Source organism: Aliiruegeria sabulilitoris, assembly GCF_001558155.1.
GTDB classification, from domain to species: Bacteria; Pseudomonadota; Alphaproteobacteria; order Rhodobacterales; family Rhodobacteraceae; genus Tropicimonas; species Tropicimonas sabulilitoris.
This window is the reverse complement of record NZ_LOAS01000023.1, coordinates 29,733-43,573: the sequence shown is the minus strand read 5'-3', so window position 1 is coordinate 43,573 and position 13,841 is coordinate 29,733. Positions and strand designations below refer to the sequence as shown.

Annotated in this window: 15 protein-coding genes; 8 read left to right on the top strand and 7 right to left on the bottom strand. The window is 62.3% G+C overall.

Annotation, left to right across the window (positions count from 1 at the left end; translation table 11 throughout):
* Position 1 precedes the first annotated feature (1 nt).
* The 3 genes from AX756_RS18050 to AX756_RS18040 all read right to left on the bottom strand — a co-directional run bounded on the left by AX756_RS18050 (position 2) and on the right by AX756_RS18040 (position 2,690).
* Complete coding sequence (locus AX756_RS18050; protein ID WP_068314930.1) at positions 2 to 913, bottom strand: transporter associated domain-containing protein; 912 nt, start codon at positions 911 to 913, stop codon at positions 2 to 4.
* 38 nt (positions 914 to 951) lie between these two features.
* A complete protein-coding gene (gene ybeY, locus AX756_RS18045) occupies positions 952 to 1,452 on the bottom strand; it encodes an rRNA maturation RNase YbeY (protein WP_068314927.1) in 501 nt (166 codons plus the stop codon).
* A gap of 221 nt (positions 1,453 to 1,673) precedes the next feature.
* The gene (locus AX756_RS18040; RefSeq protein WP_068314924.1) at positions 1,674 to 2,690 is read right to left on the bottom strand and encodes a PhoH family protein; all 1,017 of its coding nucleotides are present in this window, start codon (positions 2,688 to 2,690) and stop codon (positions 1,674 to 1,676) included.
* A gap of 385 nt (positions 2,691 to 3,075) precedes the next feature.
* Here AX756_RS18040 and AX756_RS18035 point away from each other — a divergent pair, with 385 nt between their 5' ends.
* On the top strand, positions 3,076 to 3,417 hold the full coding sequence (locus AX756_RS18035; RefSeq protein WP_068314920.1) for a hypothetical protein: 342 nt from the start codon (positions 3,076 to 3,078) through the stop codon (positions 3,415 to 3,417).
* A gap of 223 nt (positions 3,418 to 3,640) precedes the next feature.
* Here the strand turns inward: AX756_RS18035 and miaB are convergent, their stop codons facing one another.
* Entirely contained in the window at positions 3,641 to 4,960 is a 1,320-nt protein-coding gene (miaB, locus tag AX756_RS18030) for a tRNA (N6-isopentenyl adenosine(37)-C2)-methylthiotransferase MiaB (protein WP_068314918.1), read from the bottom strand.
* A 142-nt stretch (positions 4,961 to 5,102) separates the two neighbouring features.
* Between miaB and AX756_RS18025 the strand changes: the two genes are divergently transcribed.
* The gene (locus AX756_RS18025) at positions 5,103 to 5,966 is read left to right on the top strand and encodes a hypothetical protein (protein ID WP_068314915.1); all 864 of its coding nucleotides are present in this window, start codon (positions 5,103 to 5,105) and stop codon (positions 5,964 to 5,966) included.
* Positions 5,967 to 6,118: 152 nt separating this feature from the next.
* Here AX756_RS18025 and AX756_RS18020 read toward each other — a convergent pair whose 3' ends face one another.
* Positions 6,119 to 6,697: a hypothetical protein gene (locus AX756_RS18020; RefSeq protein WP_068314911.1), complete on the bottom strand. Its 579-nt coding sequence runs from the start codon at positions 6,695 to 6,697 to the stop codon at positions 6,119 to 6,121.
* A gap of 180 nt (positions 6,698 to 6,877) precedes the next feature.
* The gene (irrA, locus tag AX756_RS18015) at positions 6,878 to 7,294 is read right to left on the bottom strand and encodes an iron response transcriptional regulator IrrA (protein ID WP_068314908.1); all 417 of its coding nucleotides are present in this window, start codon (positions 7,292 to 7,294) and stop codon (positions 6,878 to 6,880) included.
* A gap of 174 nt (positions 7,295 to 7,468) precedes the next feature.
* Between irrA and fabA the strand changes: the two genes are divergently transcribed.
* The 3 genes from fabA to AX756_RS18000 are packed head-to-tail and all read left to right on the top strand — an operon-like array spanning position 7,469 to position 10,034.
* Entirely contained in the window at positions 7,469 to 7,981 is a 513-nt protein-coding gene (gene fabA, locus AX756_RS18010; RefSeq protein WP_068314905.1) for a bifunctional 3-hydroxydecanoyl-ACP dehydratase/trans-2-decenoyl-ACP isomerase, read from the top strand.
* Positions 7,982 to 8,010: 29 nt separating this feature from the next.
* On the top strand, positions 8,011 to 9,240 hold the full coding sequence (gene fabB / locus AX756_RS18005; protein WP_068314902.1) for a beta-ketoacyl-ACP synthase I: 1,230 nt from the start codon (positions 8,011 to 8,013) through the stop codon (positions 9,238 to 9,240).
* Between the two features lie 5 nt (positions 9,241 to 9,245).
* A complete protein-coding gene (locus AX756_RS18000) occupies positions 9,246 to 10,034 on the top strand; it encodes an enoyl-ACP reductase FabI (RefSeq protein WP_068314899.1) in 789 nt (262 codons plus the stop codon).
* Positions 10,035 to 10,382: 348 nt separating this feature from the next.
* On the opposite strand, the gene AX756_RS17995 is transcribed toward AX756_RS18000, so the two are convergent.
* Complete coding sequence (locus AX756_RS17995) at positions 10,383 to 11,369, bottom strand: aldo/keto reductase (RefSeq protein ID WP_068314895.1); 987 nt, start codon at positions 11,367 to 11,369, stop codon at positions 10,383 to 10,385.
* A 45-nt stretch (positions 11,370 to 11,414) separates the two neighbouring features.
* On the opposite strand from AX756_RS17995, the gene AX756_RS17990 reads away from it, so the two are divergent.
* From AX756_RS17990 to AX756_RS17980, 3 genes are read left to right on the top strand one after another with little or no spacing between them, the layout of a single operon-like run.
* Positions 11,415 to 12,155, top strand: a complete 741-nt coding sequence (locus AX756_RS17990; RefSeq protein WP_068314892.1) for a glucose 1-dehydrogenase — start codon at positions 11,415 to 11,417, stop codon at positions 12,153 to 12,155.
* Between the two features lie 16 nt (positions 12,156 to 12,171).
* On the top strand, positions 12,172 to 13,173 hold the full coding sequence (locus AX756_RS17985) for a P1 family peptidase (protein ID WP_068314888.1): 1,002 nt from the start codon (positions 12,172 to 12,174) through the stop codon (positions 13,171 to 13,173).
* A 53-nt stretch (positions 13,174 to 13,226) separates the two neighbouring features.
* Complete coding sequence (locus AX756_RS17980) at positions 13,227 to 13,781, top strand: hypothetical protein (RefSeq protein ID WP_068315161.1); 555 nt, start codon at positions 13,227 to 13,229, stop codon at positions 13,779 to 13,781.
* Positions 13,782 to 13,841: the final 60 nt, after the last annotated feature.

The following is a 13,841-nucleotide window of genomic DNA, read 5'->3' as shown; positions in this document are numbered from 1 at the left end:
CCTATTCCGCCGCCGGTCGCAGCGGCGCCGTTCCCGGCAAGCGTACGCGCAACCGCTTGATGCGGCGCGGATCCGCGTCGATCACTTCGAAAAGCGTGCCGGAAGGGTGCGGGATCACCTCGCCGCGCGCGGGCACGCGGCCGATCTCCATGAAGACCAGCCCGCCCAGCGTATCGACATCTTCTTCGTCCTCGACATCGACGAGCTTCAGGCCGATCTCGGCCTCGAACTCCTCCAGCGGCGCCTTGGCGAAAGCGAGGTAGCAACCGGGCCGTTCTTCGGTCCAGAACGCCTCCTCCTCGCTGTCATGCTCGTCAGCGATCTCACCGATCACCTGCTCGATCAGATCCTCGATCGTCACCAGCCCGTCGACTCCGCCATATTCGTCGATCACCAGCGCCATGTGCCGCCGATCCGCCTGCATCTTCTGCAACAACACACCGATCGGCATCGATGGCGGCGCATAGATCAGCGGGCGCAACATCGCACGCAGATCGAAATCGGCCGAATGCTTCCCGTTGAAACCATGCCGCAACGCGACATCCTTGAGATGGACCAAGCCGATCGGGCTGTCGATCGTGCCGTCATACACGGGCAAGCGCGTATTCCCGCTTTCCCGAAAGGCCTCGATCAACGCCTCAAGGTCGATTTCCACCGGAACCGCCACGATCTCGACGCGCGGAATGGCAACGTCTTCCACCCGCATGCTGCGCAGGTTGGCCATCCCCCGGGGCGCGGCTTCCGGAACATCCGTTTCCGGCCCGTCGACAGCCACATTGGCTTGTTCCGTTAAGGCGGTCTCACCGCCGATAAACAGCCCCGCGATTCTGCGGAGCATCCCCTTTCTCGGGGGGGTCTGGGTTTCCTGCGCGCCATGCGCTGCGCTAGGAGAACCGTCGGCTGTGTCGCCCATCTTACCTTTCCAAAATCATCGGCCGTGGCCGGATCGTCCTAATATGGGTCCGGCAACCCAAGTTTTCCAAGTATCTCAACCTCGATCCCTTCCATCAAGGCCGCATCTTCCTCGGATATGTGATCATAACCCAACAGATGTAACAGCCCGTGAACGACGAGATGACAGACATGTGCCTCTACCGGCTTGCCCGCCGCAACCGCTTCCCGGCTGCAGGTCTCCCACGCGAGCGCTATATCGCCGAGAAAAGCCGGCTCTCCGGGAAAATCCGCTTCGGGCAGCAAGGGCTGACCGCCGGGCGTGTCGGCCGACAGATCCTCGGACGGCCAGGAGAGTACGTTGGTGGCGGCCTCCTTGGCGCGAAAATCGGCATTGAGCAGTGTGATTCGGGCATCATCGGTGGCCAGCACGGCAACCTCGGCCGCCGCCGGCAGTCGAAGGTGGCGCAAGCTCGTCCGCACCGCGCGCTCGGCCAGCTCGCGCAGCCCGATCACGTCCCAGGCCTCTGCCTCGATCACGACATCGACGATTGTTTCCATGGCCCCTCTCGGCATTCAGCCGACAGGCCCATAACAACATGGCCGGGCCAGGTCCATTCAAATCAGGTCCATGCAAACAAGGGGACAGCAACCCTTTTGGGGGTTCGGAACAAATCCGCCGACGCTTCACGTTCAAACGCCTCTGCGGATCGAGCCTTCTTCTGACGAAAAACACCCCGGAGCAGCGCCCCCATCCGCCCCCTCCGTCCGGCGCGGAGGGTTCAGCCCTGCGCATACTCCACGTCATAGGCATCAATGATCTTCGCCACCAGCGGATGCCGCACGACATCCTTAGAGGTGAAATAGTTGAAAGCGATCCCGTCCACGCCCTTGAGCAGCTTCTCGGCCTCCATCAACCCGCTCATCACCCCGCGCGGCAGGTCCACCTGCGAACGGTCACCGGTGACGACCATGCGCGAGCCTTCGCCAAGCCGGGTCAGGAACATCTTCATCTGCATCGTCGTGGCATTCTGCGCCTCGTCCAGCACCACCGCCGCATTGGCAAGCGTCCGGCCGCGCATGAAGGCCAGCGGCGCGATCTCGATCTTCTTGTCTTCCTTGAGCTTGGCCACCTGCTTGCTGGGAAGGAAATCGTTCAGCGCATCATAGAGCGGCTGCATGTAGGGATCGACCTTCTCCTCCTGGGTACCGGGCAGGAAACCGAGCCGCTCGCCCGCCTCGACCGCCGGACGGCAAAGAATGATCCGGTCGACATGGCCGTTTATGAACAGGTTCACCGCCACCGCCACCGCGAGATAGGTCTTGCCGGTCCCCGCAGGACCGATGCCGAAACAGAGCTCATTGCTGTTCAGGCTACGCACATAGGCCTTCTGTGCCGCAGTCCGCGGCTCGACGATCTTCTTGCGGGTCTTGATCTCGACATGGCCGCCCTGGAACATCTCCAGCTGGTCGCCCGCGCGCGGCGCAGCCTCGTCCTCGAGCGTGCCGAGCCGGATCGCACCGTCGATATCGCCGGGCTCAAGCGAGCGTCCCGCCTCCAGCCGTTCATAAAGTTCCTGCAGGATCACCGCGCCGCGCTCCCGGCTCTCGCCATCCCCGATCAATGCCAACTGGTTGCCCCGGCGAATGATCTGCAGGCCAAGTTGATGCTCTATCTGGGAGAGGTTACGGTCGAACTCACCGCATAGCTCGACCAGCAGGCGATTGTCGGGAAACTCCAGAGGCGTTTCGATAATCTCTTCGGCTCTGGTCGGATCGGTCAGCGCGCTGATTCCCAAAAAGGCGACTCCACTGCTCGTGTGCTCTTTGGCCCATGCTGCCGGGGCTTCCTCTATCTGGCAAGCGCCTATGGGCAAAATTCATGTCTGTGACACAAAATAGACGCCGCCGCACCGGCCCATACCGAAGATGTTGTGCAAGCACACGCACAGGAATGCAGCGGCCTGACGGCCCACAACGGCCCCCATCAAGCCGCCAATTGTTCTTGTTTCGTCAAAAATACATGAAATCAAACAGGAAATAGATCGTTTCCATATGCGACGCTTCACAAATTCGGCACAAAAGATAAGATCCCCAACGTATTCGTGGAATTTCGTGCATGTCCCCGGGGGCGGCTTTCCGATGCCGTACGGACTGCTCGTTGTAACTGGAAGGACGAGATCTATGAAGAAAACCATTATCGCGACCCTTGTGGCCGGCCTAACCATGCCGCTTGGAACCGCTGCTTTTGCCAATGACCGGTCGCAACCTGCCCATCCGGAATCGTCGCCCAAAGGCACGATCCATGTGAGTTGCTATCGCGGTGCGCTAAAAAACACTGTCGCTTGGGATCGGCCCAACGCGGTCTTCATCGAAGACCTTGTGAAATACGGCTACAGCATGGAGCAAGCGCATTCGCTCGGAATGCGAGTCTGCCGTGACGAATGGGGCGTCGGCGACTCCGAGCACCAGATCAACACCATGAAGCGTCTGCTCCGTGAGCATCCGGTCGGCTCGAAGTTCTGACCGAAGCGAGCGACCAGCGTTCGGGCCCTTCGCGGCCTGAGCTCCCTTAAACGAATCTTGTTCGGGCTGGCATCTTTGTGCCGGCCCGTTTTTTTATTGCATCTTGCCAGCGCTGAGCATCGGGCCTCGTCTCAGAAGATCCATCCAGTCCCGTCCCAATACTTGGGTCAGATCCAGCCACGAATCGCCATTGCGGGACAAATTGAGCGTTCCACGGTAAGGCTCAGAGAAGTTCTCCCGCGAGCGAATTCGGCCCGCTCTCGGTGATGCGCACCCGCGCCAGCGTGCCGACCGGCAGGTCGCACTGCACATGGACCGCGTGCAAGTGATCGGATTTGCCGACCATCTGTCCCGGCAAACGCCCGGCCTTCTCGAACAACACACCGACCTCGCGCCCGACCATCGCATCCTGCGCCGCGCGCTGTTGCGTCGTCAGCAAGGTCTGAAGCCGCTGCAGCCGATCATCAGCGGCTGCCTGCTCCACCAGCGGTCGTTCCGCGGCGGGAGTGCCCGGGCGGGCGGAATACTTGAACGAGAAGCACTGGCCGTAATTCACCGCCTCGACCAGGTCCATCGTCGCCTGGAAGTCTTCCTCGGTCTCCTCCGGGAAACCGACGATGAAATCGCCCGACATCAGGATATCCGGCCGCGCCGCGCGAATGCGCTCGATCAGGCGGAGATACTCTTGCGCGGTATGGCCCCGGTTCATCCGCTTCAGAATCCGGTCCGACCCCGACTGCACCGGCAGGTGCAAATACGGCATCAGCTTTTCGCAATCGCCATGCGCGGCGATCAGGTCGTCTTCCATGTCGTTCGGGTGCGAGGTGGTGAAACGGATCCGGTCCAGCCCGTCTATCTCGGCCAAACGCCGGATGAGCCGCGCCAGCCCCCAATCCTCGCCGCCCTCCTGCCCGTGATAGGCATTCACGTTTTGCCCCAGCAGGGTAATCTCCCGAACGCCCTGCTCGACCAGGCCCTCGGCCTCGCGCAGAACACGGGAAACGGGGCGGGAGACCTCGGCGCCGCGCGTATACGGCACCACACAGAAAGCACAGAACTTGTCGCAGCCCTCCTGCACCGTCAAAAAGGCTGTCGGGCCGCGGCTGGCCTTGCGCCCCTTCGGCAGGTGGTCGAATTTCAGCTCCTCGGGGAAATCCGTATCGAGCGCCTTCTCGCCCGAGCGCGCTTTCGCCTCCATCTCCGGCAGGCGGTGATAGCTCTGTGGGCCGACCACGAGGTCCACCATCGGCTGGCGGCGCATGATCTCCGCGCCCTCCGCCTGTGCCACGCAGCCCGCGACCCCGATCTTCAGGTCCGGATTGGCGGCTTTCAGCCCCTTGTAGCGGCCAAGCTCGGAATAGACCTTCTCCGCCGCCTTCTCGCGGATATGGCAGGTGTTGAGCACGATCATGTCGGCCCCCTCGGGGCTGTCGACCTGCTCATAGCCTTGCCCGCCCAGGGCCTCGGCCATGCGCTCGCTGTCATAGACATTCATCTGACAGCCATAGGTCTTGATATAGAGCTTCTTGGGCACGTCGCTCATCGGGTCACTCTCTCCTGCTCGCTGGCGCGCGGCATAGCGCAAGCGGCCACGCACCGCAACGCCGCAGCCCCCCATTGCGCGAAACCCCGCATTAACCCTATCGTGCGATCACAGACCGAAAAGGCATCCCCTGAGCAGGCCCATGCAGTTCCAAGACATCGACCATTTCCTCAGAAACCGCGCCGACGTGCTGGCCCGTGGCCCGGTTGCGGTGGTTCTGGCCGAGGACGGGGTGGAGATCGTCTCGACACTGGAACATGTGCTCCGCATCGGTTTTCAAAGCGCCATCCTGCTGCACCCGCCCAAGGTGCGCCCGCCCACGGTGCTGCATGACAATGTCTATTACATCCCCAACGACCCACATCGCGACGACGCGCTGACCGCACCGATGAACCGCCTCATCGCCGCCGCGCCCGCGGGCACGTGGATGCATTACTGCTTCAACGCCGAATACCTGCATTTCCCCTTTTGCGAGAGCCGCACGGTGGGCGAGATGCTGGCCTTCCACACCGAGGAGCGGCGGAACGCGATGCTGAGCTACGTGGTCGATCTCTATGCAACTGACCTGAAGGCCCACCCCAACGCCGTCTCGCTGGAAGACGCGCATCTGGACCGCGTGGGCTATTTCGCGCTGGAACGCCCCGGCGAGGGCGGGCCGAAGGAACGACAGCTCGATTTCCACGGCGGGTTGCGTTGGCGCTTCGAGGAACACGTGCCGGCCGCCCGCCGCCGGATCGACCGCATCTCGCTCTTCCGCACCCGGCCGGACCTGGAACTGCGGCCGGATTTCACCTTCAACGACGAGGAATACAATACCTATGCCTGCCCCTGGCATCACAACCTGACGGCGGCGGTCTGCTCCTTCCGGACGGCCAAGGCGCTCAAGCTCAACCCCGGCTCGAAACACGATATCCGCAGCTTCTGCTGGCACAACTCGGTGAAGTTCGAGTGGTCCTCTCGGCAGTTGATGGAGCTGGGGCTGATGGAGCCGGGGCAGTGGTTTTGAGGGAAGGGAGCTGTATTATACAGTGATCTACCCGCTCCTCAATCAATGAATTGATTCCTCCAAATGACCAGGTACAGATATAATTATTAACTTTAGAGTTCACAAATGAAACTTGTCCCAAAGCGGCCAATAGACAAGTTGCCATATACCGATCAACAGAACGGTAACAAAAAAAATCTCAATCGGTGCATTTCCGATGGCTGATCCCCCAAAAGACCCGGACGGTTTTTTTCCCAATATTGCACGAGTGAGGCGGCAAATATTGACCCATATGTCACACCGATATGGATGCATGGCAGCAAGAGAGCCAAAAACAGAACCGGCTGCACAACCAAGAAAGCAAAGCCAAAAAAAATTAGAGGCGTCAGAGCGATGAAGTAGGACAACATGAACAAAGTCATACTGGAAAGGAAGACCGGAATCAGCCCCAGCTGTCCGCGCCGGGCCAGTTTCTCAAAAATATTCGGGAGGAAGTAATAAACCAACACACAAGCAACTGGAAAAAAGACTACGTAGTCAATTGGAAAAAGTTTCGGGGAAGAGTGATCTTCGGGAGGATTCGGTGGATCCAACCAGAAATCTTCGTTCATGAAACCAAAATAAGAAAATACCGAATATTGGAGTGCCAAGCCGATCACGAATGAGCAAGCAAGAGAAAAGAGCAGCGGATATCCACGACTAGCCTCTCGAAGCGATGTCACATCGCAGGACGGGTTGCGGAACCATTTCATCCTTTTTAGGGCATCCCATTTTACTGTCTGCTGTAGCAAGAATGCAGCGTGAACGGCGCTTGAAGCAACATTTTTTGGGAATCCGGAGTGCGTTATCCGCGAAAGCAATAGCTTGAATAAAGTCCAAGCCGCCCGGCGAGCGCCCGCCCGGCTACCGTCACGATCCGCAATTAAGTAAGTTCACTTCCGCCGCAGGCGGATCACCACATCCACACTGGCGATTTCCGCGCCCTCGGGCGCTTGCGGCAGGCGGGAGATTTCCAGCTCGGAGGCAGGCGCGTCGCTCAGCGACTGGCTGTCCTCCCAGTAGAAATGCGGGTGGTCGGCGGTGTAGGTGTCGAAATAACTCTTGGTGCCGTCAACCGTGATCTCGCGCATCAGGCCCGCCTCGCAGAAGGCCTTGAGCGTGTTGTAGACGGTGGCCAGCGAGACCTTCTCACCGGTCGACCGGCTGGCCTCGAACAGGCTTTCGGCGGTCACGTGGCGGTTCTTGCCGTCCCCGATCAGCAGCGTCGCCAGCGAAAGCCGTTGCCGCGTCGGGCGCAGCCCTCCACGTTCGAGCCATTCTGATCCGCGCTGAGTTTCCGTAGTGGACATGATATCGCTTTTCTGTTCCCGCCAGATTGCTTGAATATGACCATTTTGCCCCGGATTTCAATTGAAAACGGCCCCCATAAAGCCGCGCCTCCCCACCCGCGTCCCCCTTGCGCCGCGCGCATGGGGGGTGATAGTGAGCGCCAAGCACGCTGATGGCGCATGGGAGGCAGGCATATGGCTGACAGAAAAACGCATTTCGACAAGGAAGACCTGCTGGCCTGTGGCCGCGGCGAGATGTTCGGCCCGGGCAATGCCCAGTTGCCGCTTCCGCCGATGCTCATGGCCGACCGGATCACCGAGATCTCCGAGGATGGTGGCGAGTTCGGCAAGGGCCATATCGTCGCCGAGTTCGATATCGACCCCGAACTGTGGTTCTTCCCCTGCCATTTTCCCGGCAACCCGGTCATGCCCGGCTGCCTTGGCCTCGATGGCCTCTGGCAGCTCACCGGCTTCGGCCTCGGCTGGCGCGGCATGAAGGGCCAGGGATTTGCCATCGGCGCGGGCGAGGTGAAGTTCTCCGGCATGGTGCGCCCCACCACCAAGATGATCACCTACAAGATCGACTACACCCGCATAATCGACCGCAAGCTCAAGCTGGGCGTGGCCAATGGGAAGGTGTTCGCCGATGGCGAAGAAATCTACAATGTGACCGGGCTGAAGGTCGGCCTGGCCGAAGCTGAATCCTGATCCGCAATCGATCTCAAGGAGATCCATCCATGCGTCGCGTTGTCGTCACCGGTCTGGGCATCGTGTCCCCGATCGGCAATTCCGCCGATGAAGTCACCGCCAACCTGAAGGCCGGCACTTCCGGCATCTCCTTTGACGAGGCGATGGCCGAGCACGGCTTTCGCTCGCAGGTCTCCGGCAAGCTGAACATCAACACCGCCGAACTTATCGACAAGCGCACGCTGCGCTTCATGGGCCCCGGCGCGGCCTATGCCCATATCGCCATGAGCCAGGCCATCGCCGATGCGGGGCTGGAGGAAAGCGACGTGGTCAACGTGCGCACCGGCCTTGTCGCGGGCTCTGGCGGGCCGTCCACCTCGGCCATGCTGGCCGCGCATCAGACCGTGCTGAAAACCGGCGCGACCAAGCGCATCGGCCCCTTCGCGGTGCCCAAATGCATGTCCTCGACGATCTCGGCCAACCTGGCCACTGCCTTCAAGATCAAGGGCATCAACTATTCCATCACCTCGGCCTGCTCGACCTCGCTGCATTGCATCGGTAACGCCTCCGAGCAGATCATGATGGGCAAGCAGGACGTGATGTTCGCCGGCGGAGGCGAGGAGCTGGACTGGACGCTCAGCTGCCTCTTCGACGCGATGGGCGCGATGTCCTCCAAGTATAACGACGCGCCGGAAACGGCCTCGCGCGCCTTCGACGCCACCCGCGACGGCTTCGTCATCGGCGGCGGCGGCGGCATCGTCGTGCTCGAAGAGCTGGAGCACGCCAAGGCGCGGGGCGCGAAGATCTATGCCGAGGTGACGGGCTTTGCCGCCACCTCCGACGGCCATGACATGGTCGCCCCCTCCGGCGAGGGCGGCGAGCGCGCCATGCGTCTGGCGCTCGAAACCATCCCCGACGGCCACAACGTCTCCTATATCAACGCCCACGGGACCTCGACGCCCGTCGGCGATGTGGGCGAGATCGAGGCCGTGCGCCGCGTCTTCGGCGAAGGCTCCACGCCGCCGGTCTCCTCGACCAAGTCGATGACCGGACATGCTCAGGGAGCCGCCGGCGCGATGGAGGCCGTCTTCTGCCTGCTGATGCTCAAGAACGATTTCATTGCGCCCTCGATCAACGTCACCGAGCTGGACCCGGCCTTGAAGCCCGAGGAAATCGCCACCGCGCTGGTGGAAAATGCCGGCCTCGATACGGTGATGACCAACTCCTTTGGCTTCGGTGGAACCAACGGGTCCATGTTGCTCTCCAAATATGGCGGATAAATTTCATGGCTGATTTGATGAAGGGCAGGCGGGGCCTGATCATGGGCGTCGCCAATGATCGCTCCATCGCCTGGGGCATTGCCAAGGCGATGGCCGGCGAAGGTGCCGAGCTGGCATTCACCTACCAGGGAGAAGCGTTCGGCAAACGCGTCGGACCGCTGGCCGAGTCGATCGGTTCCGACATCCTGATCGATGCCGACGTGATGGACGATGCCTCGCTGGACACGGCCTTTGCCATGCTCAAGGAGAAATGGGGCAAACTGGACTTCCTCGTCCACGCCATCGCCTATTCCGACAAGAACGAGCTGGGCGGGCGGTTCATCAACACAAGCCGTGAGAATTTCCGCAACTCGCTGACCATCTCCTGCTACTCGCTGATCGATGTCGCCCGCCGTGCGGCGCCGCTGATGCGCGAAGGCGGTACGATCCTGACGCTGACCTATCAGGGCTCCAACCGCGTGACGCCCTATTACAACGTCATGGGCGTGGCAAAGGCGGCGCTGGAATCGGCAGTCCGGTACCTTGCGAACGATCTCGGTCCGGACGGCATCCGCGTGAACGCCATCTCGCCGGGCCCGATGAAGACACTGGCCGGGGCCGCGATTTCGGGTGCCCGCGCCACCTTCCGCCACACCGACTCCAACGCGCCGATGCGTGCGAACGCAACGCTCGACGCAGTCGGAGGCACGGCGGTCTATCTCGCCTCCGATGCCGGTTCCTGCACCAGCGGAGAAATCATCCATGTCGATGGCGGCTACCACGTTCTGGGCATGCCGCAGCCGGAAAACCTGTGAGACCGTTTCCAACCACTCGCCTCTAGCGACACGCGGGTGTCAGACGTTGAAGCAGACTTCCCGCCGGCCGGCGACGCATCAAAGATGCGCTTCCTCCCGTACGGGGGTGGCCGCGCACCTCTGGCGCGCGGCGGTTGCATTTCGCCCGTAACGACAGCTCCAGAATCCATCCGGCTAAAGCTTCAAGCAATACTCCGCGCCGCGAAGCGGCTCCATCGCCGCTCGAGCTCTGCTCGGCGGCAGTCCCCCTCGTTGCCACGAGCCCTGACGATTTGGGCAGTGTCGAGCTGCCACGTATCGGCATGACGGCATAACACGTCGCAGCCGGAGCAGAAGCCCGACACCGCATTACCGAGCGCGTGGCGGCCCCTCTGGCGGGCGGTTCACCAGCGCCTCGATCTCGACCATTACCGTTTCCGGCAGCGGTCCGAATTGCAGCGTGCGTGCGTTTTCCTCGGCCTGCGCAACGGTGCGGAAGCCCGGGATCGGGCAGGTATTCGGGCTCTTTGCCCAGATCCATCCAAGCGCGCCCTGCGCCACGCTGCGACCGCCGGTTTGCAGCAACTCCTTCACGCTTTCCAACATATCGAGCACTTCCGGCACCACCTGCCCGCCCTGGAAATATTCCATCCAGTCGAAGAAATTGGTTCGAATATCAGAGGGTTGCAGCGTCGTGCTTGCCGTGTATTTCCCCGAGAACACGCCCATTGCCATTGGCATCCTGTTGACCGATAGCAGCCCGTGCGCCTCGATCGTGGCCAGCACGGCACTGGCCGGCACCCAGAGGTTCATCGTGTGCTGGACGGCCGTGAAGCCCGGCCATTCGGCATAGGCCGCCGCCGAGTCCGGGAAGTCCGTGCTCCAGCCGAAGCTGCCGATCTTTCCCGCCGACCGCGCGGCCTCCAGCGCGTCGAAGATCGGGGCGGCCTCCTCCGGCGTCATCTCGTTGAGATGAAGGAAGATCATGTCGACGTGATCCCGCCCCAGCCGCCGCAGGCAGCCTTCGATCTCGCGAACAGCCTCTTCGCGGGTCGCCACATTCCCCGTCACCTGCTTTGATTTCGCGTCGAAGAGATTGCCGATCTTGGTCGAGATGATCACATCCTCGCGCCCTTTAAGCGCCGCGCCGAGAACGACTTCCGAATGCCCCGCGCCATAGACGCTCGCGGTGTCGAAATATCGCGCACCGGCATCCAGCGCGGCATGGATCGCCCGGATCGACTCGCCGTCATCGACCTCGCCCCAGCCAAGGGGCGCATCTTCGGCCCAGAATGGCCCGCCAATTGCCCAGCATCCCATGCCAAGTCGCGGATTGTTGTTGAGATCCAGTGTCATGAGGTGTCTCCTCTCGATAACTGGCTGCACAATGGGAGGAGTCGCATGCGACTGGAAGGAAAAACCGCTATCGTGACCGGGGGCGGCTCAGGTTTCGGCGCAGGCATCGCCCGCCGCTTCGCCGAGGAGGGCGCGCGCGTGATGGTGGCCGATATCAACGGCGAGGCCGCAGAGGCCATCGCGGCGGACATCGGCGGCATCGCCCAACCGGTCGATGTGTCGAAAGGCGAGAGCGTCGCGGCCATGTCCGAGGCCGCCATCGCCGCTTTCGGCACAGTTAATATCCTCGTCAACAATGCCGGCATCACCCACCTGCCCGCGCCGATGGAAGACGTGACAGAGGAAGATTTCGATCGCGTATTGGCGGTCAATGCCAAGTCCGTCTACCTGACCGCGCGCAGCCTCGTGCCGCATATGAAGGCCAACGGCGTTGGCGCGATCCTCAATGTCGCCTCCACCGCCGGTGTGTCTCCCCGCCCCCGGCTCAACTGGTACAACGCTTCCAAGGGCTGGATGATCACCGCGACCGAAGCCATGGCTGTCGAACTGGCTCCCCATGGTGTGCGGGTGAACGCGCTGGCCCCGGTGGCGGGCGAAACGCCGCTGCTTGCCTCCTTCATGGGCGAGGATACCCCCGAGATGCGGGCGAAGTTCCTCTCGACCATCCCGCTGGGCCGCTTCTCCACGCCGCAGGACATGGGCAATGCTGCCCTCTACCTGTGCTCCGATGAAGCCAGCATGATCACCGGCGCCGTGCTACGAGTCGATGGCGGGCGCTGTATCTGAGCAGACTGGAACAAGCATGAAACCGGGCAAGCGCAACCTGATCACCGATGTTCCCGGCCTGCTGGTCGGCAATTCCAGGGATGACACGCTGAAAAGCGGCGTGAGCGTGTTGCTCGGCCGGGAGACCTTCACCGCCGCCGTCCATGTCATGGGCGGCGCGCCCGGCACCCGCGAGACGGACCTGCTGGCCCCGGACAAGACGGTGCAGCAAGTCGATGCGCTGGTGCTTTCGGGTGGGTCGGCTTTCGGGCTGGATGCCGCTTCCGGCGTGGCCGATGGGCTGCGCGCGCAGGGGCGCGGTTTTGCTGTCGGGGATCAACGCGTGCCCATTGTGCCCGGCGCGATCCTGTTCGACCTGCTCAATGGCGGCGACAAAAGCTGGACCGAAAATCCCTACAAGCCGCTGGGTGCCGCAGCGCTGGCCAATGCGGCAGAAGATTTCGCGCTCGGCACCGAAGGCGCCGGGACTGGGGCCACGACGCGCAGCCTCAAGGGCGGGCTCGGCTCAGCCTCGCTGGTGCTCGATTGCGGCATCACGGTCGGCGCGCTTGTCGCGGTGAACGCGCTTGGCGATGTGACCGGCAATGGCCCGGAATTCTGGGCCGGGCCCTGGGAATTCGGAGACGAATTCGGCGGCCTCGGCCCTGTCCGCCAGCATGACCCCGGCGCGGAGCCTGGCTTCAAACACGGGCAGGCCACCACCATCGCCATCGTCGCCACAGACGCCGCCCTGAGCCAGGCCGAGGCGCAGCGCATGGCGACCGCCGCTCATGACGGCATGGCGCGCGCCATCGTCCCAGCGCACACGCCTTATGACGGCGATCTCGTCTTTGTCGCCGCCACCGGAGCGCGCCCCCTGCCCGACCAGATCCTGACACCCATGGCGCTTGGCCATGCCGCAGCGACCTGCCTGGCCCGCGCAATCGCGCGCGGCGTCTACTCCGCCCGCCCGGCCCCCGCCGATCCCGTACCCTGCTGGGCACAGAAATATCGGCCCACAGTGCCGGCCCGGAATTGAGCCCCATGTATCAATCCATTAACATCGCCTTGAAGTCGGTGACCGGAGCAATCATGAAACGTGTTTTCCTCGTCACGGCCCTGGCCGTGTTTGCACCGGCTGCGGCCTCGGCTGACGAGGTCCTTGAAACGCTCGACGCCGCCCGCACGGCCTATGAGGCCGGCAAGATGCAGCAGGTGCTGGACGAGCTGGCCTATGCCCAACAACTCGTGCGCGAGATGAAGACTGCCGGCCTGACCGACCTCCTGCCACCCGCACCTGACGGCTGGAGCCGCCTGATCAACACCGATCTGAGCGCCGCCATGGCTATGTTCGGCGGTGGCGTGGGGGCAGAGGCGACCTATTCCCGCGGGCAGGACAGTTTCACCATCCTGTTGATGGCAGATAATGCGATGGTACAAGGCTTTGCCGGAATGCTTGGCGCGGCGGGTCTTCTCGTCGGAAAGCAACTTCGCATCGGCTCCGAGACCTTCATCGAACAGGAGGGCGAGCTGACCGGTCTTGTCGACAACCGCATCCTTGTGCAGGCCAACGGCGCACCGCTCGACGTCATGCAACCCATCCTAGAACAAATCGATTTCGACGCCATGGCCGGTTTCGGCCGCTAGGCAGAAGCGCCTTCACGTCCCCCCTTCGTCCCGGCTGGTTGCACACCGCGCCAGCGGCGC

Bases quoted from the DNA above. Each gene is read 5' to 3' on its own strand.
- AX756_RS18035 (WP_068314920.1), top strand. From the start codon at position 3,076: ATGAAGAAAACCATTATCGCGACCCTTGTGGCCGGCCTAACCATGCCG.
- fabB (WP_068314902.1), top strand. From the start codon at position 8,011: ATGCGTCGCGTTGTCGTCACCGGTCTGGGCATCGTGTCCCCGATCGGC.
- ybeY (WP_068314927.1), bottom strand. From the start codon at position 1,452: ATGGAAACAATCGTCGATGTCGTGATCGAGGCAGAGGCCTGGGACGTG.
- AX756_RS17990 (WP_068314892.1), top strand. From the start codon at position 11,415: ATGCGACTGGAAGGAAAAACCGCTATCGTGACCGGGGGCGGCTCAGGT.
- fabA (WP_068314905.1), top strand. From the start codon at position 7,469: ATGGCTGACAGAAAAACGCATTTCGACAAGGAAGACCTGCTGGCCTGT.
- AX756_RS17995 (WP_068314895.1), bottom strand. From the start codon at position 11,369: ATGACACTGGATCTCAACAACAATCCGCGACTTGGCATGGGATGCTGG.
- AX756_RS18000 (WP_068314899.1), top strand. From the start codon at position 9,246: ATGGCTGATTTGATGAAGGGCAGGCGGGGCCTGATCATGGGCGTCGCC.
- AX756_RS17985 (WP_068314888.1), top strand. From the start codon at position 12,172: ATGAAACCGGGCAAGCGCAACCTGATCACCGATGTTCCCGGCCTGCTG.
- AX756_RS18020 (WP_068314911.1), bottom strand. From the start codon at position 6,697: ATGAAATGGTTCCGCAACCCGTCCTGCGATGTGACATCGCTTCGAGAG.
- irrA (WP_068314908.1), bottom strand. From the start codon at position 7,294: ATGTCCACTACGGAAACTCAGCGCGGATCAGAATGGCTCGAACGTGGA.
- AX756_RS17980 (WP_068315161.1), top strand. From the start codon at position 13,227: ATGAAACGTGTTTTCCTCGTCACGGCCCTGGCCGTGTTTGCACCGGCT.
- miaB (WP_068314918.1), bottom strand. From the start codon at position 4,960: ATGAGCGACGTGCCCAAGAAGCTCTATATCAAGACCTATGGCTGTCAG.
- AX756_RS18050 (WP_068314930.1), bottom strand. From the start codon at position 913: ATGGGCGACACAGCCGACGGTTCTCCTAGCGCAGCGCATGGCGCGCAG.
- AX756_RS18025 (WP_068314915.1), top strand. From the start codon at position 5,103: ATGCAGTTCCAAGACATCGACCATTTCCTCAGAAACCGCGCCGACGTG.